20 protein-coding genes are annotated in these 25,542 nt (G+C 47.7%); 10 read left to right on the top strand and 10 right to left on the bottom strand.

Annotated elements, in window-relative coordinates; translation table 11 throughout:
- Positions 1 to 12: 12 nt before the first annotated feature.
- Positions 13 to 684, bottom strand: a complete 672-nt coding sequence (locus Q1B04_RS16120; protein ID WP_299760649.1) for a DsbA family protein — start codon at positions 682 to 684, stop codon at positions 13 to 15.
- A 269-nt stretch (positions 685 to 953) separates the two neighbouring features.
- Here Q1B04_RS16120 and leuS point away from each other — a divergent pair, with 269 nt between their 5' ends.
- The 3 genes from leuS to Q1B04_RS16105 all read left to right on the top strand — a co-directional run bounded on the left by leuS (position 954) and on the right by Q1B04_RS16105 (position 6,379).
- Positions 954 to 3,722, top strand: coding sequence for a leucine--tRNA ligase (gene leuS, locus Q1B04_RS16115; protein WP_299760647.1), 2,769 nt, complete (start codon positions 954 to 956; stop codon positions 3,720 to 3,722).
- Between the two features lie 137 nt (positions 3,723 to 3,859).
- A complete protein-coding gene (locus Q1B04_RS16110) occupies positions 3,860 to 4,708 on the top strand; it encodes a universal stress protein (RefSeq protein WP_299760645.1) in 849 nt (282 codons plus the stop codon).
- A gap of 9 nt (positions 4,709 to 4,717) precedes the next feature.
- Positions 4,718 to 6,379 (top strand): cation:proton antiporter, encoded by a 1,662-nt coding sequence (locus tag Q1B04_RS16105; protein WP_299760643.1) that lies wholly within the window; start codon positions 4,718 to 4,720, stop codon positions 6,377 to 6,379.
- Positions 6,380 to 6,463: 84 nt separating this feature from the next.
- Here the strand turns inward: Q1B04_RS16105 and Q1B04_RS16100 are convergent, their stop codons facing one another.
- The 4 genes from Q1B04_RS16100 to ispG form a co-directional block, all read right to left on the bottom strand.
- Complete coding sequence (locus Q1B04_RS16100) at positions 6,464 to 6,964, bottom strand: MarR family transcriptional regulator (protein WP_299760641.1); 501 nt, start codon at positions 6,962 to 6,964, stop codon at positions 6,464 to 6,466.
- Positions 6,965 to 7,190: 226 nt separating this feature from the next.
- Entirely contained in the window at positions 7,191 to 7,547 is a 357-nt protein-coding gene (locus Q1B04_RS16095) for an MmcQ/YjbR family DNA-binding protein (RefSeq protein WP_299760639.1), read from the bottom strand.
- A 6-nt stretch (positions 7,548 to 7,553) separates the two neighbouring features.
- A complete protein-coding gene (locus tag Q1B04_RS16090) occupies positions 7,554 to 7,721 on the bottom strand; it encodes a DUF6728 family protein (RefSeq protein ID WP_299760637.1) in 168 nt (55 codons plus the stop codon).
- Positions 7,722 to 7,859: 138 nt separating this feature from the next.
- Positions 7,860 to 9,830, bottom strand: coding sequence for a (E)-4-hydroxy-3-methylbut-2-enyl-diphosphate synthase (gene ispG, locus Q1B04_RS16085; protein ID WP_299760635.1), 1,971 nt, complete (start codon positions 9,828 to 9,830; stop codon positions 7,860 to 7,862).
- A gap of 250 nt (positions 9,831 to 10,080) precedes the next feature.
- Between ispG and Q1B04_RS16080 the strand changes: the two genes are divergently transcribed.
- Entirely contained in the window at positions 10,081 to 10,446 is a 366-nt protein-coding gene (locus Q1B04_RS16080) for a hypothetical protein (protein ID WP_299760632.1), read from the top strand.
- 58 nt (positions 10,447 to 10,504) lie between these two features.
- Here the strand turns inward: Q1B04_RS16080 and Q1B04_RS16075 are convergent, their stop codons facing one another.
- On the bottom strand, positions 10,505 to 12,694 hold the full coding sequence (locus Q1B04_RS16075; RefSeq protein WP_299760630.1) for a glutamine synthetase III: 2,190 nt from the start codon (positions 12,692 to 12,694) through the stop codon (positions 10,505 to 10,507).
- 272 nt (positions 12,695 to 12,966) lie between these two features.
- Here Q1B04_RS16075 and Q1B04_RS16070 point away from each other — a divergent pair, with 272 nt between their 5' ends.
- From Q1B04_RS16070 to Q1B04_RS16060, 3 genes are all read left to right on the top strand, one after another.
- The gene (locus Q1B04_RS16070) at positions 12,967 to 14,808 is read left to right on the top strand and encodes an LTA synthase family protein (protein ID WP_299760628.1); all 1,842 of its coding nucleotides are present in this window, start codon (positions 12,967 to 12,969) and stop codon (positions 14,806 to 14,808) included.
- Between the two features lie 156 nt (positions 14,809 to 14,964).
- Entirely contained in the window at positions 14,965 to 16,284 is a 1,320-nt protein-coding gene (gene mtaB / locus Q1B04_RS16065) for a tRNA (N(6)-L-threonylcarbamoyladenosine(37)-C(2))-methylthiotransferase MtaB (protein ID WP_299760626.1), read from the top strand.
- Positions 16,285 to 16,353: 69 nt separating this feature from the next.
- Positions 16,354 to 16,974, top strand: coding sequence for an OmpH family outer membrane protein (locus Q1B04_RS16060; protein ID WP_299760624.1), 621 nt, complete (start codon positions 16,354 to 16,356; stop codon positions 16,972 to 16,974).
- A 218-nt stretch (positions 16,975 to 17,192) separates the two neighbouring features.
- On the opposite strand, the gene Q1B04_RS16055 is transcribed toward Q1B04_RS16060, so the two are convergent.
- Positions 17,193 to 18,437 (bottom strand): ABC transporter permease, encoded by a 1,245-nt coding sequence (locus Q1B04_RS16055; RefSeq protein WP_299760622.1) that lies wholly within the window; start codon positions 18,435 to 18,437, stop codon positions 17,193 to 17,195.
- 189 nt (positions 18,438 to 18,626) lie between these two features.
- Between Q1B04_RS16055 and Q1B04_RS16050 the strand changes: the two genes are divergently transcribed.
- Positions 18,627 to 19,835 carry an asparagine synthetase B gene (locus Q1B04_RS16050; RefSeq protein WP_299760620.1) on the top strand — a complete coding sequence of 403 codons (1,209 nt, stop codon included), beginning with the start codon at positions 18,627 to 18,629 and terminating at the stop codon, positions 19,833 to 19,835.
- A gap of 60 nt (positions 19,836 to 19,895) precedes the next feature.
- Here Q1B04_RS16050 and Q1B04_RS16045 read toward each other — a convergent pair whose 3' ends face one another.
- The 3 genes from Q1B04_RS16045 to lpxK form a co-directional block, all read right to left on the bottom strand.
- Entirely contained in the window at positions 19,896 to 20,504 is a 609-nt protein-coding gene (locus Q1B04_RS16045; RefSeq protein WP_299760618.1) for a tRNA-(ms[2]io[6]A)-hydroxylase, read from the bottom strand.
- Positions 20,505 to 20,575: 71 nt separating this feature from the next.
- Positions 20,576 to 22,534, bottom strand: a complete 1,959-nt coding sequence (locus Q1B04_RS16040) for a putative porin (protein ID WP_299760616.1) — start codon at positions 22,532 to 22,534, stop codon at positions 20,576 to 20,578.
- A 39-nt stretch (positions 22,535 to 22,573) separates the two neighbouring features.
- Positions 22,574 to 23,626: a tetraacyldisaccharide 4'-kinase gene (gene lpxK, locus Q1B04_RS16035; RefSeq protein WP_299760614.1), complete on the bottom strand. Its 1,053-nt coding sequence runs from the start codon at positions 23,624 to 23,626 to the stop codon at positions 22,574 to 22,576.
- Positions 23,627 to 23,698: 72 nt separating this feature from the next.
- Between lpxK and Q1B04_RS16030 the strand changes: the two genes are divergently transcribed.
- Both Q1B04_RS16030 and Q1B04_RS16025 read left to right on the top strand, forming a co-directional pair.
- Positions 23,699 to 24,799 carry a Nif3-like dinuclear metal center hexameric protein gene (locus Q1B04_RS16030; protein WP_299760612.1) on the top strand — a complete coding sequence of 367 codons (1,101 nt, stop codon included), beginning with the start codon at positions 23,699 to 23,701 and terminating at the stop codon, positions 24,797 to 24,799.
- Positions 24,800 to 24,802: 3 nt separating this feature from the next.
- A complete protein-coding gene (locus Q1B04_RS16025) occupies positions 24,803 to 25,534 on the top strand; it encodes a C4-type zinc ribbon domain-containing protein (protein WP_299760610.1) in 732 nt (243 codons plus the stop codon).
- Positions 25,535 to 25,542: the final 8 nt, after the last annotated feature.

Here is a 25,542-nt window from a genome sequence, read left to right as displayed (position 1 = left end):
ACTTGGCAAATCTTATAAAGGGTTCTGGTCTGGGGAGAGTTGCTGCAGCACGCGGTCCAGGTGCGCTTTCATGCCATCGTAAGGGCGGTAACCGCGGCTAATCAAATGTATGTTTGTACCGTTCAGGATGTATAAACTCGGAAAGGCGGCGGCCTGCAAATGCTTTGCTATTGTGAAATCCTGCTGGGTTTTCTCCTTCATTTCCTCGGAGTTATACTGCTCCATAAAAGCGTCTTCCGCTATGCCAAACTGCGTCGCAATGCTGGCCAGCACCTCCGGCTTGGTAACATCGTTATTCTTGGCATAAAACGCCTGCTGCACTGCCTCTGCCATCTTCAGCTCTGCCTCGGGCTTCAGGTAGCGCATGCTTACCACAGCGCGGCAGCCAGGTTCCGTATCGTATACAAAGCCATTGCGCTCGAAGAAGGCATAATCAAAAGGTTGCCCGGTTATTTTCTCAACATCCTGCCAGTGGTGCCGGATGCTGTCTTTCATTTGGGCTTCCAGCGGGCGCTCGGTGCCGGGGCGCAGGCCGCCCATTACCAGCTTAAACTGCATCTTATCTTTCTGCTCGGCTACCAGCTGCTTTACCACCGGGGCAAAAGCATAACACCAGGAGCACATCGGGTCCATCACATAAATCAGATGGATAATATCGAGTAGGTCGTGTTTCTTCTGTTCCATGGCGCAAAGGTAGGTTTTATTGATAAATTGCTGCATTGTTAATTGCTAATTCAAGAGGTGTGCTTGCCTGGCCAAATCAACAACAGGTAGCCTAAGATCAAACCTGAATCCTGTATCGATTCCTCGTGTTGCCTCTTCCTATTATCTTACGTTCTTAGCCAATCAACCATGTAGCAATTCAACAATTTAGCCAGCCAACAAACCGACAATTCACAATTAACGATTATCTTAGCAGTTCAACCAGAAGTAAGCGAACAGATTTACAGAGCATGTCAGAGTATAATTTTAAGCAGATAGAGAAAAAGTGGCAGCAGTACTGGGAAGAAAACCAGACATTTAAAGCCACTGCAACCAGTGATAAACCAAAGTATTACGCCCTGGATATGTTCCCGTACCCATCCGGCGCCGGACTGCATGTGGGCCACCCGCTAGGTTATATCGCCTCTGACATTGTGAGCCGCTACAAGCGCCTGAAAGGCTTTAACGTGCTGCACCCAATGGGCTTCGACGCCTTCGGTTTGCCAGCAGAGCAATATGCCATCCAAACAGGTCAGCACCCGGCAATTACCACCGAGCAGAACATTAAGCGCTATGTGGAGCAGCTGAAGAATATCGGCTTCTCTTTTGACTGGGAGCGCGAGATCCGCACCTCTGAGCCAAATTATTACAAATGGACGCAGTGGATCTTTATGCAGCTGTTTAACAGCTACTATAATTATACTTCGGAAAAGGCAGAACCGATTGCATCCCTGATCGAGGAGTTCGAGCAAAACGGAAACGCCCAGGTAAACGCAGCCTGTGATGATGAAACGCCAGCCTTCACCGCCGGTGAGTGGCAAGCCATGAACGAGCAGCAGCAGTCGGAAGTGTTGCTAAAGTATAGACTGACCTATGTGGCCGAGGCCGTGGTAAACTGGTGCCCTGCCATGGGAACAGTACTTGCCAACGACGAGGTAGTGGGCGGCGTATCGGAGCGTGGCGGTTACCCTGTTGAGCGTAAGAAAATGCGCCAGTGGATGATGCGCATCACGGCCTATGCCGAGCGTTTACTGCAAGGTTTGGAGGATATCGACTGGCCGGAACCGATCAAGGAAATGCAACGCAACTGGATCGGCAAATCAGTGGGTGCCGAGCTTGATTTTGCCGTGGATGGCGCTGAAGATAAGATTAAAGTATTTACCACCCGTATCGATACTATTTTTGGGGCATCGTTTGTGGTACTGGCGCCAGAGCACGAGTTGGTAGCACAGATCACCACGCAGGAGCAGCGCGAAGCCGTGGATGCTTACGTTACCGTGGCCAAAAACCGTTCGGAGCGCGAGCGCATGACTGATGTAAAAACCGTGAGCGGCGTGTTTACCGGCGCTTATGCCATCAACCCGATCTCAGGCGATAAGGTACAGATCTGGATTGCGGATTATGTACTGGCTGGCTACGGTACAGGTGCCGTTATGGCTGTGCCGGGCCACGATTCCCGCGATTATGCTTTCGCCAAGCACTTTAGCCTGCCGATAAAGCAAGTAGTGGAAGGCGGCAACATCGAGGAAGAGGCTTACTCTGGCAAAGAAGGCAAAATCATTAACTCCGGTTTCCTGAACGGGCTGGAGGTGAAAGAGGCCATAAAGGCAGGTATTGCCAAAGCCGAGGAACTTGGCGTGGGCAAAGGCCGCACGCAGTTCCGCATGCGCGATGCCGTGTTCAGCCGCCAGCGCTACTGGGGCGAGCCCGTGCCGGTATACTTCAAGGATGGCGTGCCGCACCTCATCAAGGAAGAAGAATTGCCGCTGGAGCTGCCTAAGATTGACCAATACCTGCCAACCGAAACCGGCGAGCCGCCACTTGGCCGCGCCGTGGATTGGAAGTATGAAAATGAGCATGAGTACGAGCTGAGCACCATGCCGGGCTGGGCCGGCAGCAGCTGGTACTGGTACCGCTACATGGACCCGCAAAACGACAGCGCGTTCGCCGACGAGGACATCGTGAAATACTGGCGCAACGTGGATCTATACATCGGTGGCTCTGAGCACGCTACCGGCCACCTGCTCTACTCCCGCTTCTGGAACAAGTTTATGTTCGACTTGGGGCTTGTGGTGGAACAGGAGCCATTTAAAAAGCTCATCAACCAGGGCATGATCCAGGGACGTTCTAACTTTGTGTACCGCATCAACGGCACGAACAAGTATGTTTCCTTTGGCCTGAAAGACCAGTACGAGACATCACAGCTGCACGTGGACGTAAACATCGTAGACAATGACGTGCTGGACCTGGAAGCCTTCAAGAACTGGCGACCGGAGAATGCTGACGCTGAGTTTATACTTGAGGACGGCAAGTATGTTTGTGGCGTGGAGATTGAGAAGATGTCGAAATCCAAGTATAACGTGGTTAACCCGGACGACATTGTGGAACGCCAGGGAGCTGACACGCTGCGCATGTATGAAATGTTCTTAGGCCCGCTGGAGCAGTTTAAGCCCTGGAACACCAACGGCATGGACGGCGTGCACAAGTTCCTGAAGAAATACTGGAAGCTTTTTTTCGACAAAGACGGCAACCTGCAAGTTACCGACGAGGCTCCAACAGCCGAAGAATTGAAGTCGTTGCACAAAACGATCAGGAAGGTGGAGGAAGACATCGAGCGCTTCTCGTTTAACACCTCGGTTTCTACCTTTATGATCTGCGTGAATGAGCTGAGCCAGCTCAAGTGCTACAAACGCGCTATTCTGGAGCCGCTTACGGTAATACTGTCGCCATACGCGCCACACATTACCGAAGAACTTTGGCAGCAATTGGGTCATCGGGAAAGCATCAGCTACGCCACTTTCCCTAAGTTCGAGGAGAAATACCTGGTAGAGAACACGTTTGAGTACCCGGTATCTGTAAACGGAAAAATGCGGGCCAAGCTAAAGTTTGCGTTGGATGTGCCGCGCGAGGAGATTGAAAAGGCCGTACTTGCCGAGGAGCAGGTAACTAAATTTTTCGAAGGAAAGTCTCCAAAGAAAATCATCATTGTGCCAAACAAAATCATAAATGTGGTAGTATAAACTATCCCCATTTTCAACCAACTAACTTTAAAATAAGCCGCTTCAGCCATTAAAAGCTGAGCGGCTTATTTTTTTGAGCTGCTGCCCTACAACTTCATACTCAAGCTTTTGCGTATTGATAGAAAGACTCTTTTATCATGCTGCGTATACTTGTACCTACCGATTTTTCAGAAAACGCATATGCTGCCATGCGCACTGCGCTGCAATTAGCGAGAAGCTATCAAGCAGAAGTAGTGTTTCTGCACACTATGGAGAGGCCTCCCGTACCCGCCACTTCTCCGCAGGAAGTATACGCCGACATTTACAAGGCCGAGCACCAGAAATTGGAGCAAAAGCTGCAGCAGCAGTGCCAAGGGCTTTATCTGGAGCTGAGCCTGAGGCCAAAAGAGGTGCTTAAAACTGTACAGGTTCTGCCGGCTCCGTTGATTGACGCCATACTTCAACTTAGCTGTGGCAGCGCTGTAAACCTGGTGGTGATGGGTTCGAGCGGAGTTAGTGGTTTTCAAAAATTCTTTTTGGGCAGCAACACCAGTGATATGATTCGCCTTACCATTGCGCCGCTGCTTATAATTCCGCCGAACTATCATTTTGAGGCGTTTAAGATCATTTCGGTTATAATCCGGCTGAAGCGATTTGGCGAGAGGCCCGGACTACGGCTACTGGAAAGAATCGCGCAGACTTACAGCGCTCAATTATACTTTATTTTTGTACTGGATGAGGATGAAACAGAGCCAAAGTTTTTGCCGCCAGCAGAAACCTACAGCTTAGATAAGGATCTACCTTATAAAATCACTTCCATCCGCAAAGCCACTAAAGCCCAAGACCTGCAGAAGCATTTACAAAACTCAGGTACAGACTTGCTGGTTTGGTTGCCGATGCAGCACGGGTTTTGGGGAAACTCACCATCGGAGCAATTTGCAGAGAGAGCCGCCAGCAAAGCTGGCCTGCCCTTATTAGTTATACCGCATATAAAGGAGGCGCAATGAAGTATGGTTATGGATCTACTGAACCAAAATTCCTTTTATGAGTTCACCATCATACTTATGCTGGCAGCCATACTTGGTGCAATTGGCCAGTTGCTCCGCCAGCCGCTCATCGTTGTTTTTATAGCCTTAGGTATACTTGTCGGGCCTACGGGCCTGAACCTGGTATCTTCTACAGATAAAATCACGCTCCTCTCCGACCTCGGCATCGCTATACTTTTATTTGTTGTCGGCTTAAAACTTGACCTGAACCTGATTCGCTCCATGGGCAAAGTGGCCCTGATGACTGGATTAGGCCAGGTAATCTTCACCTCAGTTTTTGGCTTTGTTATAGGCCTTGCGCTTGGGTATACCCCGCTGGTTTCATTGTATATCGCCGTTGCGCTCACTTTTTCTAGTACTATTATCATTGTAAAGCTCCTTTCTGATAAAAAGGAAATAGACTCGCTGCACGGCCAGATTGCCATTGGCTTTCTGATTGTGCAGGACCTTGTAGTCGTGTTTATGATGATTTTTTTGAAGGCTCTCGATAACAATACCGGCGAGCAGCTGCTGTACAACATGCTAGGTATGGTGGGCAGAGGGTTAGGCATATTTGTAGCCATTGGGCTGCTGATGATTTATGTCATACCGCGGTTAGTGCAATACCTGGCGCGTTCTCAGGAGCTGTTGGTGCTGTTTGCCATTGCATGGGCCGTAGCCGTTGCATCCGGCAGCGAGTACTTGGGTTTCAGCCGTGAGGTTGGTGCTTTTGTAGCAGGTGTCTCGCTGGCCTCTACGCAGTACCGGAATGTAATTAGTGGCCGCTTAGTCAGTATACGTGATTTTCTGCTGCTTTTCTTTTTCATCCACCTGGGGCTCCACCTCAACCTGCAGCTCATAGGCGATCAGGTAGTACCTGCTCTTTTGTTTTCGCTTTTCGTGCTGGTAGGTAACCCGCTCATTGTCATGGTGATTATGGGACTGATGGGCTACAGGAAGCGAACAAGTTTTCTGGCGGGCCTTACTGTTGCGCAGATAAGCGAGTTTTCGTTGATTTTCGCCTCGCTTGGCATGACTTTAGGGCACATTAGCCCTCAAATAGTAGGCTTGGTTACTCTGGTTGGCCTCATTACCATAGGTTTGTCTACGTACATGATCATCTACTCTCACCCATTGTTCGCGTTGCTCTCACCTGTGCTCGGGATTTTTGAAAGGGATATTATCGCGGAAGAAGAAAATCAGGTAAGGCAGGATGCGCGCTTCGATATCATACTTTTTGGCTTGGGCAGGTTTGGCAGTAACATTGCGCTGGAATTGAAGAAGCACGGATACAAGGTGTTAGCGGTAGATTTTGACCCAAAGCTTATCAGGTTTTGGCAGAAAGAGAATATGGCAGCACAATACGGAGACATGGAAGACCCTGAACTTGCCCAGCAATTACCTATATGCCACGCTAAAGCAGTTATCAGTAGTATTGCTGATGTGCAACTGAACCAGAGCCTGATCAGGATGCTACGCCATCTAAATTATAAAGGCAAGGTAGCCGTTACGGCACATAGAGCCGCTGATGCATTTTTACTGCAGGAGGAGGACAAAAATGTACAGGTACTGCTTCCGTTCTCTGATGCCGCCGAAACTGTAATCAAAAAATTATTTTTTCCAGCAGATACAAGTATGGTCATTAAAAGATAAAGGTGACAGGGCAGCCGCGGGGGCTTTCCTGTCACCTTTGCTTGCTTTAAGGTGGGTAAGGTTAGTAAAGAATAGGCATTAATTTTATAGTGAAACAGCTTCTAGAGCTTCTAATCTTTCTTCAGTTGTTTGTATGGAGTGTCGGACTTTCTCCATGAGATCCACAAGCGTAGTTGCTTCTTCTTCTGTAAGTCCCTGCATCATGGCGTCGAGCTGGTAAAGTTCTTTATCAATGATGTTGCACAACTCCTGTCCATCAGCTGAAATCAGAATATCCACAAGGCGCTTATCGGAAGGATTCTGAGTTACCTCGACAAGGCCTTTCGCGCTCAGGCGGCTAACAAGCCTGGACGCATCAGACATTTTGTCGAGCATCTTCTCGCGGAGAAATGAGGTAGAAACAGGTTTAGGAAATTGGTCTCTTAAAATTCGCAGTGCGTTATACTGCTGGCTTGTAATGCTGTGCTTCTTAAAGAAGGTTTCATAGCCGTTGCTTAAATAGCCATAAGTATAAAGGATGCTGACGCTGGCTTTCTGCCACTCGTTCCGAAAGGAATTAATTCCAATTTGATTATTAAGGGTCATAATTTTATTAAGGTGAGTTTCTCAATAATAAGAAAAAAAAGCCAATTAAGAAACTTTCAACACAATAAAGATAAAGGAGAGGCGTTTGATTTTCTGCCTAAAAAACTACCTAATTATGTACCAGCCTTGCTTCATGCATGTAGCTACATGAGTAAGTATTTCCATACTAGCTTGTTAGGCCGGCAGTATTCTGATTTCTAAGAACTGTATGCCTCACCTCCTGACCTTAGTCTAAATCTAACTCTTTTCGCTGGGCCTTTGTTAGCTTAGCCGCCACCAATAAGTAGGAATCATCTATCCATTTTTTCAGAAGGTCATCAGGCAAGCCTGCTTCGGGCAGCACAGTATTCCAGTGCACTTTACTCATATGGTATCCTGGTTTTACCTGCGCATACTTTTCCCTCAGCTCAACGGCCTGCTCCGGGTCACATTTCAGGTTAATTCCGCTGCCAAACTCAGAGATACTGCAAAGCGCAAACATTTTGCCGTATACTTTAAACACAAGTGTGTCTTCATCAAAAGGAGTTTCTTCGGTTGTTCCCGGTTTTGCAAGGCAGTAATCCCTGAATTTTTCTATGTGCATATACTGTTAAATATGCTTCACGATGAAGTATACAACACCAGCTAAAAACATCAGGATAGATATTTTATTGATTGTATGCATGGTGCGCAGGTTAAAGTTGCTTTTACGGTTAGGGTCTTTTTTCCGGAAAAAATAAGTCGCCACTTCCGATAGGTTGAAAAGTCCTTTTTTCATGGTTAGTCAATTTAATCTGTTTTACTTTGAGAAAATAGTGGCCTACAGGAAGTTAGCCATACTTGTAAACAACACCCTTCACCTCAGAAAAATTTATTCTCTGATAAGTGTCAGAAGAACAAATGCTTAGATTATAGTTTACTCCTCCAGCTTTACAGGCTCAATCCATCTGCTATCTTCCCTTATCAGTTCAATCAACTCATCTACAGCACGGTCGGCCGGCACTGATTTCTTTACCACCGTCTGGCCACGGTAGAGCGCAATTTTGTCCTTGCCCACACCCACATAACCATAATCAGCGTCAGCCATTTCGCCGGGACCGTTTACAATACAGCCCATGATGCCAATTTTAACGCCTTTCAAATGGTCTGTGCGCTTACGGATCATAGCGGTTGTTTCCTGCAAGTCGAAAAGTGTGCGGCCGCAGCTTGGGCAGCTGATGTATTCTGTTTTGCTCATGCGCGTGCGGGCGGCCTGCAGTATACCAAAACTCAGCTTGTTCAGGGTATCAATTGTCTGCAGTTCCTCCTGCTTTTCCAGGTTCGGCAGCAGCTCTGTGCCCAGTAATACGCCATCTCCTAAGCCATCGATAAGCAAACCTCCCACATCCGTAGCAGCATATAACTGCACCTGATCCGGGGTTAGCTCACCGTATGCTCGCTTAATGATGCATGGCGTTTGCACTTCATTATTCATTAACCGAACAAAACATTTGCGCAGCTCCGGCATAGCGTGCTCGTTGTGCGTGTGCAGCATTAACACGGCAGTAGTGTCTTGCTTCAGTTTATCCAGCAGCTCTGTGGTAAGTTCGTCGATGGTGGCAAGTATAAAATTAAGCCCAATGTGGCGTTCGCCGGTGCCTAGGTATACTTCTGCCGGAATAAGCGGGTGGCGGTCTTCACGCTGCTCAGCCTGTAGCCAGGCATCATAATTTACGATCTCCTTCAGGCCGTTTGGCAGCATAAAGCTGATCGGGTTGTTGCCTGTATAGATGTAGTCTGCGCCCAAGTCGTTCATATTGAACTTATCCAGCAGCATAGAGTATAAATGGCCGACAGATTTCAGGTCAGCATACTTTATATCCGTAAGCCTGCTCAGGTCAGCTACTACACGAGGAACATTCAGGCCGCCCAAGTTCTTTACCTCAGCAGTTTCGCGGCGGTGGTACTGGTACGGGTTGATGGGGTTGTTGCAAAGCGGTTTAATTGGTTGAGCTTTCTCAGCACGGTGGGTATACCTATCAATTAGCGCCTGGGCTACGGGAGCCTCAGCTTCTGGAGCCTCCGTCAGAGAAACCCGCACGGTATCGCCAAGCCCGTCCTCCAGCAAAGTGCCTATCCCTACGGCAGATTTTATACGGCCATCCTCTGCTTCACCGGCTTCTGTTACGCCCAAGTGCAGTGGGTACGGCTGCAGCCCCTCTTCATCCAGTTTCTGCACCAGTAGGCGGTACGCCTGCACCATCACCTGGGTGTTAGAGGCCTTCATAGATATTACAATGTCGAAGTAGCCTTCGTCCTCGCAGATACGAATGAACTCCAGCGCACTTTCCACCATTCCGAGTGGGGTATCGCCATAGCGGCTCAAAATACGATCAGAGAGAGAACCATGGTTTGTACCGATACGCATGGCCGTGCCGTGCTCTTTGCAGATGCGTACCAAAGGCACAAAGCGTTCACGGATACGATCCAGCTCTGCCTGATAAGACACGTCATCGTATTCAATAACCTGAAATTTCTTTTTATCAGCATAGTTACCCGGGTTTACACGCACCTTCTCCACGATGCGGGCAGCCACCTCAGCGGCATTGGGTGTAAAATGGATGTCTGCGATAAGCGGCACCTGGTACCCGCGCTTGCGCAATTCGTCTTTGATGTGCTGCAGGTTTTCGGCTTCCTTTATACTTGGCGCCGTAATGCGGATATACTCGCACCCAGCCTCAATCATACGAATACACTGCTCCACAGAACCTTCGGTATCCATCGTGTCTACAGTGGTCATAGATTGCACCCGAATCGGGTTATCGCCGCCAACAGGCACGCTCCCAATATTGACTACACGTGTTTTTCGGCGCTTATATTCTACCAGGCTAGGACAGTAAGTGTTCATTGTATGTTCAAGTTGACATTCCATGCGTATCTTTAACTAAAGTAGCGGCTGCTTTGTTCAATCGGCAAAATACGCAATTTTCCGGGCAACCTTTCGCTCTCAAGCCTCTTTTCAAAGTATAGATTTCAAGCTTATACTCTAAATACTTGATTGCTGCTACAGCCGTCGCTCCTTCCCCTTCTCTGGCTTAAAACTTTAAAGGATACTTAAGCCGGCTTCTCTCGTAAAATAAGTACAAGCTTAAACACTTATGATCTACATGCATCAATTTATACCTAAAAATATCTGGCCTAAACTGCAGGGGCTACAGGATTGGGGGCAATTGCGCCAGGAACAGTTAAGCCAGGCTTTTTTTATCACCAAGGATACTGTACTGCAGTTTTTGAGGCGCCAAATAGAGCGCGGCAACTGGCGTGAAGTACAGGAGGTGCTGAAAGGCAAACCGATGACCCGCACAGGCAAGTTTATTTACCATGAAATGCGAGACCTTGCTATCGGCAAACTTATTATGCGCCTGGGGCTGCGTAAAGTTATAGCAGCCGCTTTGGTGATTGTGCTGCTCCCGATTATACTTGCCCAGGCCACCGGTGAAATACTCAGGCGCGTGAAGGGCTAAAACAGCAAAGGCACCCATTACAGGTGCCTTCACTTATCAACCTAATTAAAATTCAATCTTAGTGGCGGAACAGCAGTTCACGGTATTTCACCAGTGGCCAATCCTCATCGTCCACCATCAACTCCAGCTTATCTACGCTATAACGGATTGACTCGAAATAGCTAAGCACCTGCTCGTTATACATAATAGCACGCTCACGCACGTCATCTACTTTGTTGGCAACCTTACGGGAGTTCACCATGTCGCGCACGTTCTTTTGGATAGAGGTGATGTGCCCTGACATTTTCTTGATGCCATCGATGGTGCTTTCCGTGTACTCATCTTCAATACCAAGATCTTTAAGACCACGAATATTGGTGATAAGCTTGTTCTGGTAAGCGATAGCCGTCGGGATTACGTGGTTCATGGCCAAATCACCCATGATGCGGGACTCTATCTGGATCTTCTTGATATATTCCTCAAGCAGAATTTCATGACGGGCCTCCAGCTCAACCTCAGTGAAAATGCCGTGTTTGGTAAAGATTTCCTTTACTTCATCCTTCTCATATACATCCAAAGCACGTGGAGTAGACTTGATGTTAGAAAGCCCGCGGCGCTCTGCCTCCTCTTCCCACTCTTTAGAGTAGCCATTGCCCTCGAAGCGGATAGCCTTAGAAGCAGCCACATACTCGCGAAGAATCTGGATTATAGCCAGCTCCTTCTTCATACCTGACTCAATCAGCTCGTCCACTGACTTACGGAACTGCAGCAGCTGGTCAGCCACAATGGTGTTCAGCACCGTCATCGGGGAGGACGAGTTTGCAGTAGAGCCAACCGCGCGGAACTCAAACTTATTACCGGTAAAGGCAAATGGCGAAGTACGGTTACGGTCGGTGTTGTCGCGGAGAACCTCGGGAATACGATCGATGCCCAGCTTCAGGTACATATTATCGCCTTTCTCCATCGGCACTTTAGATGTGCGCTCAAACTCATCCAACACAGCGGTTAGCTGCTGCCCAATGAACACAGACATGATGGCCGGAGGAGCCTCGTTGGCGCCCAGTCGGTGGTCGTTGCTAGCTGAGGCTATACTTGCACGCAACAGATCTGCATGTGTGTAAACCGCTTTAATTGTGTTGATGAAGAACGTCAGGAACTGCAGGTTCTCCTTCGGTTTTTTGCCTGGGCCTAACAGGTTTACGCCTGTGTTGGTGCTCATGGCCCAGTTGTTATGTTTGCCGCTGCCGTTTACGCCTTTGAATGGCTTCTCGTGCAGCAGTACTTTGAAGTTATGACGCTCAGCCACGCGGTCCATGATGTCCATGAGCAGCTGGTTGTGATCTACCGCTAGGTTAGCATCCTCAAAAGTTGGAGCACACTCAAACTGGTTTGGCGCTACTTCGTTGTGGCGGGTTCTCAACGGAATACCCAATCGAAGCGCATTTTTCTCAAAATCTACCATAAAAGCGTGCACGCGGCTCGGAATGCTGCCGAAGTAATGGTCTTCCAGCTGCTGCCCTTTGGCAGGTGAGTGCCCGAATACGGTACGGCCAGAAATCACAAGGTCCGGACGCGCTTCGTAAAGTGCTTTATCAACCAGGAAATACTCCTGCTCAATACCCAGCGTTGTATTTACTTTGGTTACTTCTTTATCAAAGAACTGACAAACAGGCACGGCGGCATCGTTCAGCAGCTTCAGCGACTTCAGCAGCGGGGTTTTATAATCGAGGGCCTCACCAGTGTAAGACACAAATATTGTAGGGATACAAAGCGTTTTTGTACCGGCGTTTTCAATTAGGAATGCAGGCGAGGACGGATCCCAGGCGCTGTAGCCACGGGCCTCAAACGTGTTGCGGATACCACCACTCGGGAAAGATGAAGCATCCGGCTCCTGCTGTACCAAAGCGCTGCCTTTAAAGCTTTCTATCGCCTCACCATCGCCAGAAAGGTCAAAGAAAGAGTCATGCTTTTCGGCTGTGGCACCTGTTAACGGCTGAAACCAGTGTGTATAATGCGTAGCGCCCTTGCTCATGGCCCATGTTTTCATGGCTGCAGCTACGGCGTCTGCCAGGTCGCGGTCTACTTTGTCGCCAGCCTCAATAGTGCGCTGCAGGCGTTTATAGTTTTCTGATGACATGGTAGAGCGTACAGCAGCCTTACCATACACGTTTTCTCCGAAGTAGTCTGAAATCTTGTGAGAAGGCAGAACAACTTCTCCAGGTTTTCGCTGGCTTGCAAGCTCAAGCGCTTTAAATCTTAGAATTGCCATTGGGGTTATTGGGTTGGGTTATAATTCTGCATCAAATATACTCACATTTTCTTTGTGTCATATAAACACCCCATTGTTTTTTAGGGGTAACCCCTGAATATTATGTAAATATTATCAATCACCCCCCCCTTTTTAAAATACCTCACTTCTTTAACCTCATGCTTAAAGTAATAATTACCCCTTCAGATTTTATACCCTGCTTAAAACAACTCAAGAACTAACTACATTAAGTTTCTGTTATGGTTGGCTGACTTATACTTTATATTTGCGTCGTGAAAAACCGCATTATCTTTCAACCTTTCTATTTCCTGTTCTGGGTGCTGTATTTTATAGTTGCCAGAGCGATTTTCCTGATCTATCACCTGGACCGTACGGCTGAGCTGAGTTCATCTGATGTGCTTTATACTTTTGTATATGGTCTGCGCCTGGATGCTTCTTTTGCCGCTTATATAAGTATACTGCCGTTCCTGCTCCTGTTGTTGGCGAGTTTGTGGCGCAAAATAAAAGTGGCCGCTGCTATCAGGTATTATACTGTAGCACTGCTGGTGCTGCTCTCCACACTTCTTGCCACGGATCTGGAGCTTTACAGCCACTGGGGCTTCCGTTTAGACGCCTCTCCCCTGCAGTATTTAAATTCCCCGACAGAGATGGCAGCCTCTGCCGCTTCTGCCCCTATACTCATCCTGTTTTTAGTGACTTTTGCTATTGCGGCTGTTTTCATACTATTGTACCGTCAGGTTTTCGACTTGGGCAAGTATAAACCTGCCTTAAATCAGTGGCTGTTGGTTGGCACGGCGATTCTATTTTCTGCCTTGCTGGTGCTGCCGCTGCGGGGTGGTTGGCAGCAGATTCCAATTAATCAGAGTGTGGTGTACTTTTCGGATAAGCCTTTTGCTAACCATGCCGGCCTGAACATGCCCTGGAATCTGATGCATGCCCTTTTGAAGTATGAGCAGTCAGGGAGCAACCCATATAAGTATATGCCGGAGCAGGAAGCGCAGAAAAAAGTGGCGTCTTTATACTTGGCTGCAAACTCAGATTCTAAAGAGCAACTGCTGCATGTGCAGAGGCCCAACGTACTGTTCATCATCCTGGAGAGTTATACCGCTAAGTTTATCGGCAGCCTGGGCGGCGAAGAGGGTGTAACGCCCAACCTCGACAAACTAGCTGCAGAAGGCATAAATTTCACTGATATTTATGCAGCCGGCGACCGCAGCGAAAAAGGAATGGTAGCGCTGTTAAGCGGCTATCCGGTTCAGACTACAACATCTATCATAAAGTATCCAAAGAAAACAGAGAAGCTGCCGCAACTGAGCCAGGTTTTTGAGCAGCAGGGCTACAGCACCAGCTATTATTATGGCGGCGAGCTCGAGTTTGCCAATATCAAATCTTACCTGCGCAACGGAGGCTATAACAGGCTGATTGATAAGTATGATTTTGACCCGAGTTCCTACAACTCCAAATGGGGCGCCCATGACCATGTACTGTTTGAACGTGTGCAGCAGGACCTGAAGCAGGAAAAACAGCCTTTCTTCAGCACCGTTTACACTTTAAGCAGCCATGAGCCTTTCGAAATACCGATACCGGCCAAATTCGCCGGCACCGACGAGGAAGCACAGTTCCGAAACAGCGTGCACTATACTGATTGGGCTTTAGGCAAATTTATTGAGGAGGCGAAGCAGCAGGATTGGTGGCAGCATACGCTTGTAGTTATTGCCGCTGACCACGGGCACAGGCTGCCCGGCAACGACCCGAACCATGCGCCAAGCAAGTATAAAATTCCCTTCATACTTGCAGGCGGTGCTTTGGCCAAAGGAGGAATAACAGAAAACAGCCTCGGAAGCCAGACAGATATAGCCGCCACGGTTTTAGCGCAGCTGCAAATGCCAACCCAGGATTTTAAGTGGAGCCGTAACCTCTTAGCTGAGAACTCCTCTCCTTTTGCGTTTTATGTGTACAACGATGGCTTTGGCTATATCACCCCTAACGGCGTGCTAATTTTCGACAATGTGGCTAAACAAGCTATCCAACTAGATAGCGGAGTAACACAAGAGCAGGTAGCGTATGGCAAAGCCTATATGCAGCATTCTTTTGAAGATTTTGTGCTGAAATAATCAGCTGATGGCTTCAGGCATATGCTTCGAATAAAGTATAAACATCAAGCTCAAGCCTTTGCAAATTCCACCCATCAACCTGATCCTCAAACATATATTCACACCTGTTCATGTTCATAAATTCAAAATTAAATTTCGTACCTTTGCCCCCTGATTATGAAGAAAGTAGCTTTTTATACCTTAGGATGTAAGCTTAACTACTCCGAAACAAGCACCATCGGGCGTATTTTCCAGGAGCGGGGTTTTGAGAAGGTGGAGTTTACCGATCAGCCGGATATCTATGTCATCAACACTTGTTCGGTGACGGATAACGCTGACAAGAAGTGCCGCAAGATTGTGAAGGAGGCGCTGAAGCACTCTCCTAATGCTTTTATCACTATTGTGGGCTGCTACGCCCAGCTAAAACCGAAAGAAATATCCGAAATACCGGGTGTGGATGCTGTTTTAGGCGCTGCCGAGAAGTTTCAGTTAGTGGATATACTAGAGACTTTTGAGAAAAAAGACAAAGCGCAGGTATTTGCCAGCCCAATTTCAGAAGCCAATACTTTTCATAACTCATACTCTTTCGGAGACCGCACCAGAACATTCCTGAAAGTACAGGACGGCTGCGACTACTCCTGCACCTTCTGCACCATACCTTTGGCCCGAGGCAACAGCCGCTCCGACAGTATCGAAAACGTGGTGAGATCTGCCCACGAAATTGCTGAGTCAGGAGTAAAAGAAATCGTGCTGACTGGGGTGAATACCGGCGATTTTGGGCTCCAGGATGGGAAACGCGTGGAGACGTTCTATGAACTGGTGCAGCAACTAGACAAGGTGACAGGCATCGAGCGGTTCAGGATCTCCTCTATCGAGCCTAACCTGCTGAAAGATGAAATTATTGAGTTTGTAAGCCAAAGCCAGCGCTTTATGCCGCACTTCCACGTGCCGCTGCAGTCGGGCTCCAACAAAATACTAAAACTGATGCGCCGCCGCTACCAGCGCGAACTGTACGCTGACCGCGTAGCCACCATTAAATCGTTGATGCCGCATTGCTGCATTGGCGTGGATGTGATCGTAGGTTTTCCAGGCGAAACAGAAGAGGATTTTCTGGAGACCTATAACTTCCTGAACGAACTGGATGTAAGCTATTTGCACGTTTTCCCGTATTCGGAGCGCGAAAACACACTTGCGCCTGATCTGGAAGGTAAAGTAAGTATAAAAGACCGCAACCGCCGCGCCGATATGCTGCGCATCCTTTCAGAAAAGAAAAAGCGCCATTTCTACGAGCAGAACCTGGGCAGAGAGTTTAATGTTCTGTTTGAAGATGATGTTAAAGACGGCAAAATGGAAGGCTGGACGGAAAACTACGTACGCGTGGTCGCCAAGTATGACCCTGTGCTGGTAAACGAGACAAAGCATGTCCGCCTGACACAGTTAGACACTAACGGACTGATGGAAGCAGAAGAAACTTACCAGGAGCTGCTAAAACATTAGGTTTTTGGGCAGGAATACTATTATATTTAAGCTGCTAAATCTTCCAACTAAACATTAATTAGATAAAGCGTGAAAGTACTAAAGATGACATTGGGGTTGGCAACAGCCTCTGCCATGCTGTTTGCCTGCACTGGCAACCCAGACACTCTTACCCCGCAAGAAGTAGCCTCCGAGACAGCCTCAGGCAATCCAGATATCGTGTATGTGAATTCAGACTCGCTGCTGGCCAATTACGAATATTTTAAGGATGTACGCTCACGTCTGCAAACCAAGGCTGAGCAAAAAGAGAAAGACCTGCGCACTCAGGCGGAGTCTTTCCAGAAAGAAGTACAGCGTTTCCAGCAGAATGCCGCCGGCATGACGCAGCAGCAGGCACAAGCCACAGAGCAGCGTTTAATGCAGAAGCAGCAGCAACTGCAGGCACTGCAGCAAAGCTCAGGCAACGAACTGATGACGGAAGAGTCTGAGGAGATGAAAAAGATCTATGACCGCGTAGAAGAGTACCTGAAGCAGTTAAGCAACGAAGAGGGATATAAAATGGTACTGACTTACCAGCGTGGCAACAGCGCCATTCTGTATGGAGACTCTACTTTGGATATTACTTCCAGCGTAGTATCAGCTCTTAACAAGACCTATGAGTCTGAGAAAGCCGAAGCTGAACCAGCTAAATCTGAGGAGAAGAAGAAATAAGCTTCTGCCGCAAATATTAAGTATAAACAGGAAGGCCTGCAGTTAAACGCTGCAGGCCTTCCTGTTTACTAAGCTGCCTACAAGTATAAACTCGGCCTAATTAAGCCAAAGCAGCGCAAGGCAAAGTTGATTTTTAAGACAAAGCGAGGCTTTTAAGTATAAGACAGAAGAGCCGCAACATACTATTGCGGCTCTTCTGTCTTATGACATCGTTTAATTTATTCGTACCTCAACGACTCTATCGGGTCTAGTTTAGATGCTTTAAAAGCAGGATAGTAACCTGATATTACGCCTACCAATACGCAGATGGTAAGTCCGGTAAAAACCCACACCCACGGCACAAAAAATCCAGCACCATCTGCAATAAGCGAGGCAATGCCGTTGCCCATCAGGATGCCAAGTATAATTCCGACTAAACCACCCATCAGGCAAATTACAACAGCCTCAATTAAAAACTGCTGCCGAATCTGGAAAGCGGTTGCTCCCAATGCCTTACGAACCCCAATTTCGCGCGTGCGTTCGTTAACAGACACCATCATGATATTCATTAAACCTACTGAGGCGCCTAGCAGCGTAATAAACCCGATAACACCACCGCCCAGTTTCAGGTAACCGGATATCTCATCCAGGCTTTGCACAAGCGAGTCGGAACGTCTGATCTCAAAAGAGTCTTCCTGCCCAAGTCCATCCTGACGAATATTGCGCATTTTACCGGTTGCCTCTCCCATTACATAATTCAGCTCATCCGCCCGGAAAATAGCTGTTTTGATATCATAGTTTAGCTGGGAGTTGCCATTGCGCGGAATCTGCCTTCCGGTTTCCAGCGGAATAAGTATACGCCTGTCGCTGCTGCCGCCCATGCTGCTGCCCGCCTTCTCCATCTGCCCCACAATTTTAAACCTGCGACCCAAAAACGTAATGTACTCTCCTATAGCGTCCTTGTTCTTAAACAATGTGGAGACAATTTCATCTCCTACCACGGCTACATTCACCCCCATCTCCTGCTCAAAGCTCGAAAAATCACGTCCCTTACCTAAATTAAGGTTATTGTTGAGCATGTAGTTTTCATCTGCGCCCACCACACTTATATTCGGGTTTGTCTTCTCTGTCTGGCTTTTCACAATAGTAGCTCCCGAAACAAACGCTGAAAGACTCACGCGGGCTTTATCCTGCATCAGATCCTTGTATTGCGCGGCTTCGTCATAGGTAATGTTCGGATAAACCTTCTCTACGCGGCCCTCGCGACTGCCCCGGTTGTTCAATCCTTTTTTGCGGATATCAAACGAATTAGCGCCCAAATTTGAAAAAGTTTGGGTGAGCGAGTATTTCATACTATCTACTGCCGTCAGTATCCCCACCAACGACATGATACCGATTGAAATGATCAGGCCCGTCAGAATGGTGCGGAGCAGGTTACTTTGAATGGCCCTCAGGCCCTCTAAAATATTTTCGAGTAGGTTCATCAGTTGATAATTGTGCGCTTTTGCAATCTTTTACGTTATGTATAAAAACCAGCACGTTGCTTCTAAGATAGTGGCATTTTCTGAAAAAATAAGCACTTTTATACAGTTGATGACTTTTTAAAGACGAACCAGATGTTTTTCCGTATTACCGCACTTCTCCTCTTTCTACTAATGCTATACTTGCCAGCCATGGCAAGCACAATTTTGGTACCGATGGATGAGTCGCAGAAAGACCATTTAAAGTCTTATGGCATTGCTTATTGGGTTCTGGGCAAAAACGTTCCGGTGGATTGGCTTTTGAATTATCGTGGCGGAAGCTTTGCCTTTAACCACCTGCCACAGCTGGAGAACGAGCTTATAGTTCGGGGCGTAAGCTATATGGTTATTTCGGATGCCCAGTATAACGGAATCCTGACAGAAATCGGCAACCCGGACGCCAACATGGACATAATGAAGTTAGAGAAAGTACCAAAGGTAGCGGTGTACTCGCCTAAATCTAAAATGCCTTGGGACGATGCCGTGACACTGGTTTTGACCTATGCCGAAATTCCTTATGATGTGATTTACGACAAGGAAATAATTCAGGAGGAGCTGCCAAAGTATGACTGGCTGCATTTGCACCACGAAGACTTTACGGGGCAGTACGGTAAGTTCTACGCCAGCTACCGCCATTACCCATGGTATCAGGAGCAGCAGCGCGAAACAGAGGAGTCGGCAGCTGAATTGGGTTTTGAGAAGGTATCGCAGCTGAAAATGGCGGTGGTTAACAAGATAAAAGATTTCACGGCAGGCGGAGGTTTTCTATTTGCCATGTGCTCCGCTACCGACACTTATGATATAGCCCTGGCAGCCGAGGGCGTGGACATTGTAGAGGCGATGTTTGACGGTGACGCTGCTGACCCCAACGCTCAGAATAAACTGGATTACAGCAAAACGTTCGCCTTTCAGGATTTCAAACTATCACGGAACCCGCTGGAGTATGAGTATTCCAACATAGACATGCAGCCGCAGGAGCGCCCGGTTACAGAGGCTAACGATTACTTTCAGCTTTTTACTTTTTCGGCCAAGTGGGATCCTATTCCTACTATGCTGACACAGAACCACGCCAAAACCATCAAAGGCTTTATGGGGCAAACAACCGCATTCAGAAAGCAGCTTGTAAAGCCGGAAGTAGTGGTGATGGGCGAAAACAAAGAGCTGGCAGAAATACGTTACATGCATGGCACCTACGCCCGTGGCACCTGGACGTTTTATGGTGGCCATGACCCGGAAGACTACCAGCATTTGGTAGGCGAAGACCCAACTGACCTGGCCCTTCACCCAAACTCACCAGGCTATAGACTTATACTTAACAATATTCTATTTCCTGCCGCCAAAAAGAAAAAGCAGAAAACGTGATATTGAGTTCTGAGTCTTGAGTTAGAACTCAAGACTCAGAACTCGCGACTCAAAACTCTTTTAATGCATTCTGTCGGGCCGGGGCTCCAGGTTTCGGATAATATCTGCTTCTATGGCCAATAGTTCTTTAAGGCGTGCATCCACCTCTTCTGGTGGCATATACTCTTTTGCAAGCTTCACAAAGCTTACATAATGCCCCGCCTCTGACACCATCAACTCGTAATAAAATTTCTGCAGTTCCTCATCCTGGATGTTCTTCCAGAGCAGCTTAAAGCGTTCGCAGCTGCGTGCCTCGATTAGCGCATTTACCAGCAGATGATCCATGAGTTGGCGCTCCCGCTTGTTGCCTTTGCGGATGTGCTTTGTCAGCTCCACCACATACTCGTCGGGGCGGTTGCGGCCAAGGCCATAGCCGCGTTTCTTTAGCTGCTCCATCACCCGCTCAAAATGGCTCCACTCCTCTGCCACCAGCTCAGTCATCTCCTCCACCAGGCGCTCCTTGTCCGGGTACTTTACGATCAGCGAAATGCCAGAGGTAGCGGCTTTCTGCTCGCAATAGGCATGGTCCACTAAAATTTCCTCAATATTTTTCTCTGCGATATTAACCCAGCGAGGATCAGTTGGCAGCTCAAGCCGCAGTATGGTTTTAGTTGGCTGTGTAGTAGACATAGGAGATACTCATAAAAATATAGGAATGACATACACGCATTGCGCCCATTCAACCCTTAGCACATTAAAAATTAATCGAAGAAGCGCCAGGTAAGGCCAAACACGAAACTACGGCGTAAGCCCGGGTAGTATGGCGTTAAGAAGTAAACAGGCTCTGTAAGCTCAGCATTCACGTGGCTCATTTTCAGGAATACACTCACTGTTTTGATGTCGGCATTCAGGAAAACTTCTGCAACAGGATAGCCCTGCACTTTAAAATCATCCTGAACAAAAAACTGCTGCGTTACCGGCATATAGCCATAGCCATAGTACTCAGAAGCATAATTGCCTTGCACACCAAGCTGCAGAAACAAGGCATTCTTAAACAAAGGCCCCTGAATGTATACTTTGGACTCTACCAGCCACTCCGGCATTAAAATATTGTTGGCTTCGTCAGTATTATTGTAAGCTACAAAATTATCGAAGTGTACTGGTCCGAAAAATATTTTGTGCGCCAGGCTGCCTCCCCAGAAGCGCTGGTTACCGCTTGCCTGCACCGGCACAGCATCTTCGTTGAAATAAATCCAGCGTTTGGCATTTGTGTAGTAGCCGTCTAGTTTCACATGCTGCCGTTTCCCGATCTTCTGGTGCAAACCTGCCCCGATGCGGTCTATAACTATATTTGCACGATCATCTTCCCAGCTAAAATGGTTGCTTATCATAAAGCGCTGCACACGCGATGGCGAATAAAGTACTCGCTCCAGTGTGCCATACGCCCCTCCTAACCTTGCCGTACCTTTAATGCGGTAATCACCCGCCAACTGGTATTCAGCACTTCCTGTCAGCTCGGCCAGTTCTTTATAAAACAACCTGATGTCGCCTCCTATAAACACCTGGTTATAATCGCCGCTTGTACTCGCTGTTCTAAAAACGTTTCCTGTTGCCAGTACAGAATCAGGAATTGTATTTGAAGTGCCGATAGAATCCAGGATGCTGTAGGAAATCCTTGCGTTGCGCAGCTTTACATAGGCATTATAGGATGAGAGCCTGTTATTGCCGGTCAGGCCGAATGTGTTTTCCAGTTCATTATACTCTGTAGCATCGCTGGTGCGGCCTGTACTGTACCTGAATTTTGGATACAAGTATGAGGTGCCGTTAATTTGCCCAGATTCAGTCGTGTCTCCAATTAAGGTCTGAGGTATGCCGTCATCCACATATTCATTGCGTTGGCGGTAATAATCGAGCATATGGTATACTTTAAGGTTTTCTTTGGCCAGCCGATAAATCTGCGTCAGGTGCAGGTTGTTCCGCGACTCCTCGTTAGATGCCTGGTTCAGGTAAACAGCAGCCTCTTCAAAGCGCTCAAATTCCTCGACAGACCTGTTTGTGGTATCAATTCCTCCAGTCTCGATCTGCTCAACCTTCATAAAAGTATAGTTAAAGAACAGGTCGTACTTCTCGTTTTCGGATCGGTAGTGCGTAAATAGTTTTACAGCTTGGTTATCAAGAAAATCCTCTGTGCTTCTTTGCTGCGCAGCCGGGCCAATTTGCTGGTTGGCAGACAACACCTGATATGCTACGCCAAAATTCCATCTCGGATTAATGTTACGGGTATGTAGCGCCTCAAAAACCTGCTCCCCAAGCCCGCCCTGCACATACTTTAAATGAGTGTAAGGAGAACGCGTATCGAAATAATTTATCCTGTGCGGATCGTAGGCATAGCGGTCAAAAACGTTTTTGCCGAGGCGCACGCCGATTTTGTCGGGCATCTGGAAAAGCATCGGGGTTGCGGCCGTGCCGATATTGCCAAGGTGTTGGTAGAAAGCTGTGTCGTTGTACCAGTAGCGCTCGTTGTGCAGGTTGTTCAAAGAGGTGTCTAGCGGTTCAGCGGTGTAATTGCCTCGCAGCACATCCTGCTCATAAAGCTTCAGAACCGTATGAGGGCCGTAGATTACTTTAGTTGTATCATCAATTATCTGCGCAAATGCTGCTGTGTTTACCAGCAGCAAACTCAGTATTAAAAGTATACAGGCGGATAGTTTTCTTTTCACGCTTCAAAAATAGTGAATTATTAACGTAAATACGCAGCCTCAGGCAGGCGCAAAGGTTTTCACATGCTGCAGAACAATGTCGCCGAACCTGTCTCCGTCTGCTATAAACTGTACTTCAATCGGAACGAAAAAGATTGGCAAGGCTGCTGTTAAAGGTTTTAAACCTGCATCAGTAAGCTTCACGGCATCTTTGCGGGTAGTAAGTATGGTGGCATCTGAAAAGCCTGGTTGCGCCAGAAGCTGACTGATTTCCTGCAGGTTTTCTGCTGTATAATGATGATGGTCCGGGTAAGCGAGATGTTTGAGCAAGGCATACCCCTGCGATGCTAGGTAAGCCTTGAGAGGCGCTGCGTTGGCAATCCCTGTCAGGAGTATAACATTTTTACTTAGGGGAGCTGTTTTGCCAATTGCCACCGGAGAGCCATAAGAAAAGCTAGAGAAGAAAACTGGCGTGCCAGCCAAAGTATACTGCAGCACCTGCTCCTTAATTTGCGCCATTTCCTGCGCTTTTAGATCTGCAGGGCATTTGCTGACAATTATCGCGTCAGCGCGTTTTGCACCGTTCCTCGGCTCCCTGAGCCTTCCAGCAGGCAACACATAATCTTTGTAAAAAGGGCGGTTGAAGTCTGTGATCAGGATGTTGAGGGAAGGCTGTACAGGCCGGTGTTGCATCGCATCGTCTAGTACCACTATCTCCAGTTCCGGCAGCCGCTCTTGCAGCAATTCAATTCCCTTCACGCGATCCTCGCACACGGCCACAGCAACATCTTTAAAATCAAGGAAATATTGGAAGGGCTCATCTCCAAGCAAGGCCGCCGAAGAAGAAGCATCGGCAAGTATAAATCCCTTGCTATGGCGTTTATAACCGCGGCTAAGAGTCGCCAGTTTATAGGTATGCAGCAGCCGCAGCAGGTATTCTACATGTGGTGTTTTACCGGTCCCTCCTACAGCCAGGTTGCCTACTGCTATAACAGGAAGCCTGAAGCTTTGTGAGGCCAAAATCCCTTTATCATACCCGAGATTACGCAGCCTCATAATACCTCCGTAAAGCTGCGAAAACGGCCAGAGCGGTATGTGCAGATAGTTGTGCATGTTTTGTATCGCGTGCAAATTACGTTAATTTTAACGTGCCTACGCTAAGAATTCAACTAAAGAGATAAACCTATGGCAAAAATACACGAAGTAACCGACCTGCTGGAACAACTTGCCCCACTCCGCTACCAAGAAAACTACGACAACGCCGGCCTGCAGACTGGTGATAAAAATACTGAAGTAACTGGTGTGCTGGTGACACTTGATTGCACTGAGGCTGTGCTAGATGAAGCAGTAGCGAAAGGATGCAACTTGGTAGTGGCGCATCATCCGGTTATTTTTAAAGGACTCAAGCAGCTGACTGGCAAAAGTTATGTAGAACGCACCATCATAAAAGCTATACAGCAGAACATCGCTATTTACGCCAGCCACACAAATCTGGACAGTGTACTTAACGGCGTGAATACTAAAATAGCAGATAAGCTTGGGTTGCAGCAGCAGCGCATACTTGTTAATAAACCCGCCACTTTGATGCAGCTGGTTACTTTTGTACCTGTAGATCATACAGAGAAAGTGCTGGCAGCTTTACACAGCGCAGGCGCCGGAAATATCGGGGAGTACAGCGGCTGCAGCTTTAGCGTAACAGGCACAGGGCGCTTCACTCCTTCCGAGAACGCAAACCCTACTATCGGAAGCACCCAAAAGCCAGAGCAGGTGCAGGAAAACCGTTTAGAGCTTATTTTCCCCGCTCACTTTCAAGGCAAAATCATGAGCGCCTTAAAGCAGGCACACCCTTACGAAGAAGTCGCGCATTACCTCTACAACCTCGAAAACCAGAACCAGGAAGTGGGAATAGGGATAATCGGCGAGCTGGAGCAAGAGCTAAAGGAGGAGGAGTTTCTAGCTTACCTGAAAGAAAAGATGCAACTGCAGGGGCTGCGCTATACTTCTATAGGTAATAAAAGTATAAAACGGGTGGCTGTTTGCGGCGGCTCCGGCAGCTTCCTTATAAAAGACGCCTTACGCCAAGGCGCTGATGCCCTGGTAACCGGCGATGTGAAATACCACGAGTTTTTTGACGCGGAGAGCCAGCTGATGATTGCGGATATTGGCCACTACGAAAGCGAGGTATACACAAAGGAGATATTTTATGACGCTATTTCAAAAAGTTTTCCTAATTTTGCAGTCTTAATATCAGAAGTAAACACTAACCCCGTCAGATACACTTTTTAATACATGGAAAGTACTGTAGCCAGCAAATTGGAAGCACTGTCAAAGCTTCAAAGCATCGATTCACAGCTTGATGAAATTAAAAGAGTTAGAGGAGACCTGCCTGAAGAAGTTCAGGATCTGGAAGATGAAATTGAAGGCTATGAGGTAAGGGTTCGTAAATTTGATGATGAGGTAGCTGGCCTGAACGACTCTATCGCACAGCGCAAGCAGGCTATCAAAGACTCTGAAGGCCTGATCCGCAAGTACGAAGAGCAGCAGCAGAACGTACGCAACAACCGTGAGTACGATGCCATCACCAAAGAAATTGAACTTCAGAAACTTGAAATCCAAATCTCTGAAAAGAAAATAAAAGAAGCTCACTACCAGATCGATCAGAAAAACACTGAAATTGAAGGTACAAAGCACCGCCTCGACGAACGCCGCAAAGACCTGGAAAACAAGCAGAAAGAGCTTGAGCAGATTGTAGCTGAAAGTCAGGAAGAAGAAAGAACGTTAGAAGAAGATCGTTCAAAGGCCGCTTCCGGTGTGGAAGACAGACTGCTGAGCGCTTATAACCGTATCCGCAAAAATGTACGTAATGGCCTTGCTGTTGTATCTGTAAAGCGTGATGCATGCGGAGGCTGCTTTAACACGGTGCCACCTCAGCGCCAGGCAGATATTGCTGCACAGAAGAAAATCATCGTTTGCGAGCACTGTGGCCGTATTTTGGCTGGTGTTGAGCAGCGTGTATACTAAGCTGGATC

Origin of the sequence: uncultured Pontibacter sp. (genome assembly GCF_947495565.1) — a bacterium.
Lineage (GTDB): Bacteria > Bacteroidota > Bacteroidia > Cytophagales > Hymenobacteraceae > Pontibacter.
This window is presented reverse-complemented; position numbering and strand designations above follow the sequence as displayed.

What these genes read in the sequence shown, in the direction of transcription:
- lpxK (WP_299760614.1), bottom strand. Translation starts at nt 23,626, where the DNA reads ATGCACAACTATCTGCACATACCGCTCTGGCCGTTTTCGCAGCTTTAC.
- Q1B04_RS16075 (WP_299760630.1), bottom strand. Translation starts at nt 12,694, where the DNA reads ATGGCAATTCTAAGATTTAAAGCGCTTGAGCTTGCAAGCCAGCGAAAA.
- Q1B04_RS16100 (WP_299760641.1), bottom strand. Translation starts at nt 6,964, where the DNA reads ATGACCCTTAATAATCAAATTGGAATTAATTCCTTTCGGAACGAGTGG.
- ispG (WP_299760635.1), bottom strand. Translation starts at nt 9,830, where the DNA reads ATGAACACTTACTGTCCTAGCCTGGTAGAATATAAGCGCCGAAAAACA.
- Q1B04_RS16055 (WP_299760622.1), bottom strand. Translation starts at nt 18,437, where the DNA reads ATGAACCTACTCGAAAATATTTTAGAGGGCCTGAGGGCCATTCAAAGT.
- Q1B04_RS16090 (WP_299760637.1), bottom strand. Translation starts at nt 7,721, where the DNA reads ATGAAAAAAGGACTTTTCAACCTATCGGAAGTGGCGACTTATTTTTTC.
- Q1B04_RS16025 (WP_299760610.1), top strand. Translation starts at nt 24,803, where the DNA reads ATGGAAAGTACTGTAGCCAGCAAATTGGAAGCACTGTCAAAGCTTCAA.
- Q1B04_RS16110 (WP_299760645.1), top strand. Translation starts at nt 3,860, where the DNA reads ATGCTGCGTATACTTGTACCTACCGATTTTTCAGAAAACGCATATGCT.
- mtaB (WP_299760626.1), top strand. Translation starts at nt 14,965, where the DNA reads ATGAAGAAAGTAGCTTTTTATACCTTAGGATGTAAGCTTAACTACTCC.
- leuS (WP_299760647.1), top strand. Translation starts at nt 954, where the DNA reads ATGTCAGAGTATAATTTTAAGCAGATAGAGAAAAAGTGGCAGCAGTAC.
- Q1B04_RS16095 (WP_299760639.1), bottom strand. Translation starts at nt 7,547, where the DNA reads ATGCACATAGAAAAATTCAGGGATTACTGCCTTGCAAAACCGGGAACA.
- Q1B04_RS16050 (WP_299760620.1), top strand. Translation starts at nt 18,627, where the DNA reads ATGGCAAGCACAATTTTGGTACCGATGGATGAGTCGCAGAAAGACCAT.
- Q1B04_RS16045 (WP_299760618.1), bottom strand. Translation starts at nt 20,504, where the DNA reads ATGTCTACTACACAGCCAACTAAAACCATACTGCGGCTTGAGCTGCCA.
- Q1B04_RS16120 (WP_299760649.1), bottom strand. Translation starts at nt 684, where the DNA reads ATGGAACAGAAGAAACACGACCTACTCGATATTATCCATCTGATTTAT.
- Q1B04_RS16105 (WP_299760643.1), top strand. Translation starts at nt 4,718, where the DNA reads ATGGATCTACTGAACCAAAATTCCTTTTATGAGTTCACCATCATACTT.
- Q1B04_RS16080 (WP_299760632.1), top strand. Translation starts at nt 10,081, where the DNA reads ATGATCTACATGCATCAATTTATACCTAAAAATATCTGGCCTAAACTG.
- Q1B04_RS16030 (WP_299760612.1), top strand. Translation starts at nt 23,699, where the DNA reads ATGGCAAAAATACACGAAGTAACCGACCTGCTGGAACAACTTGCCCCA.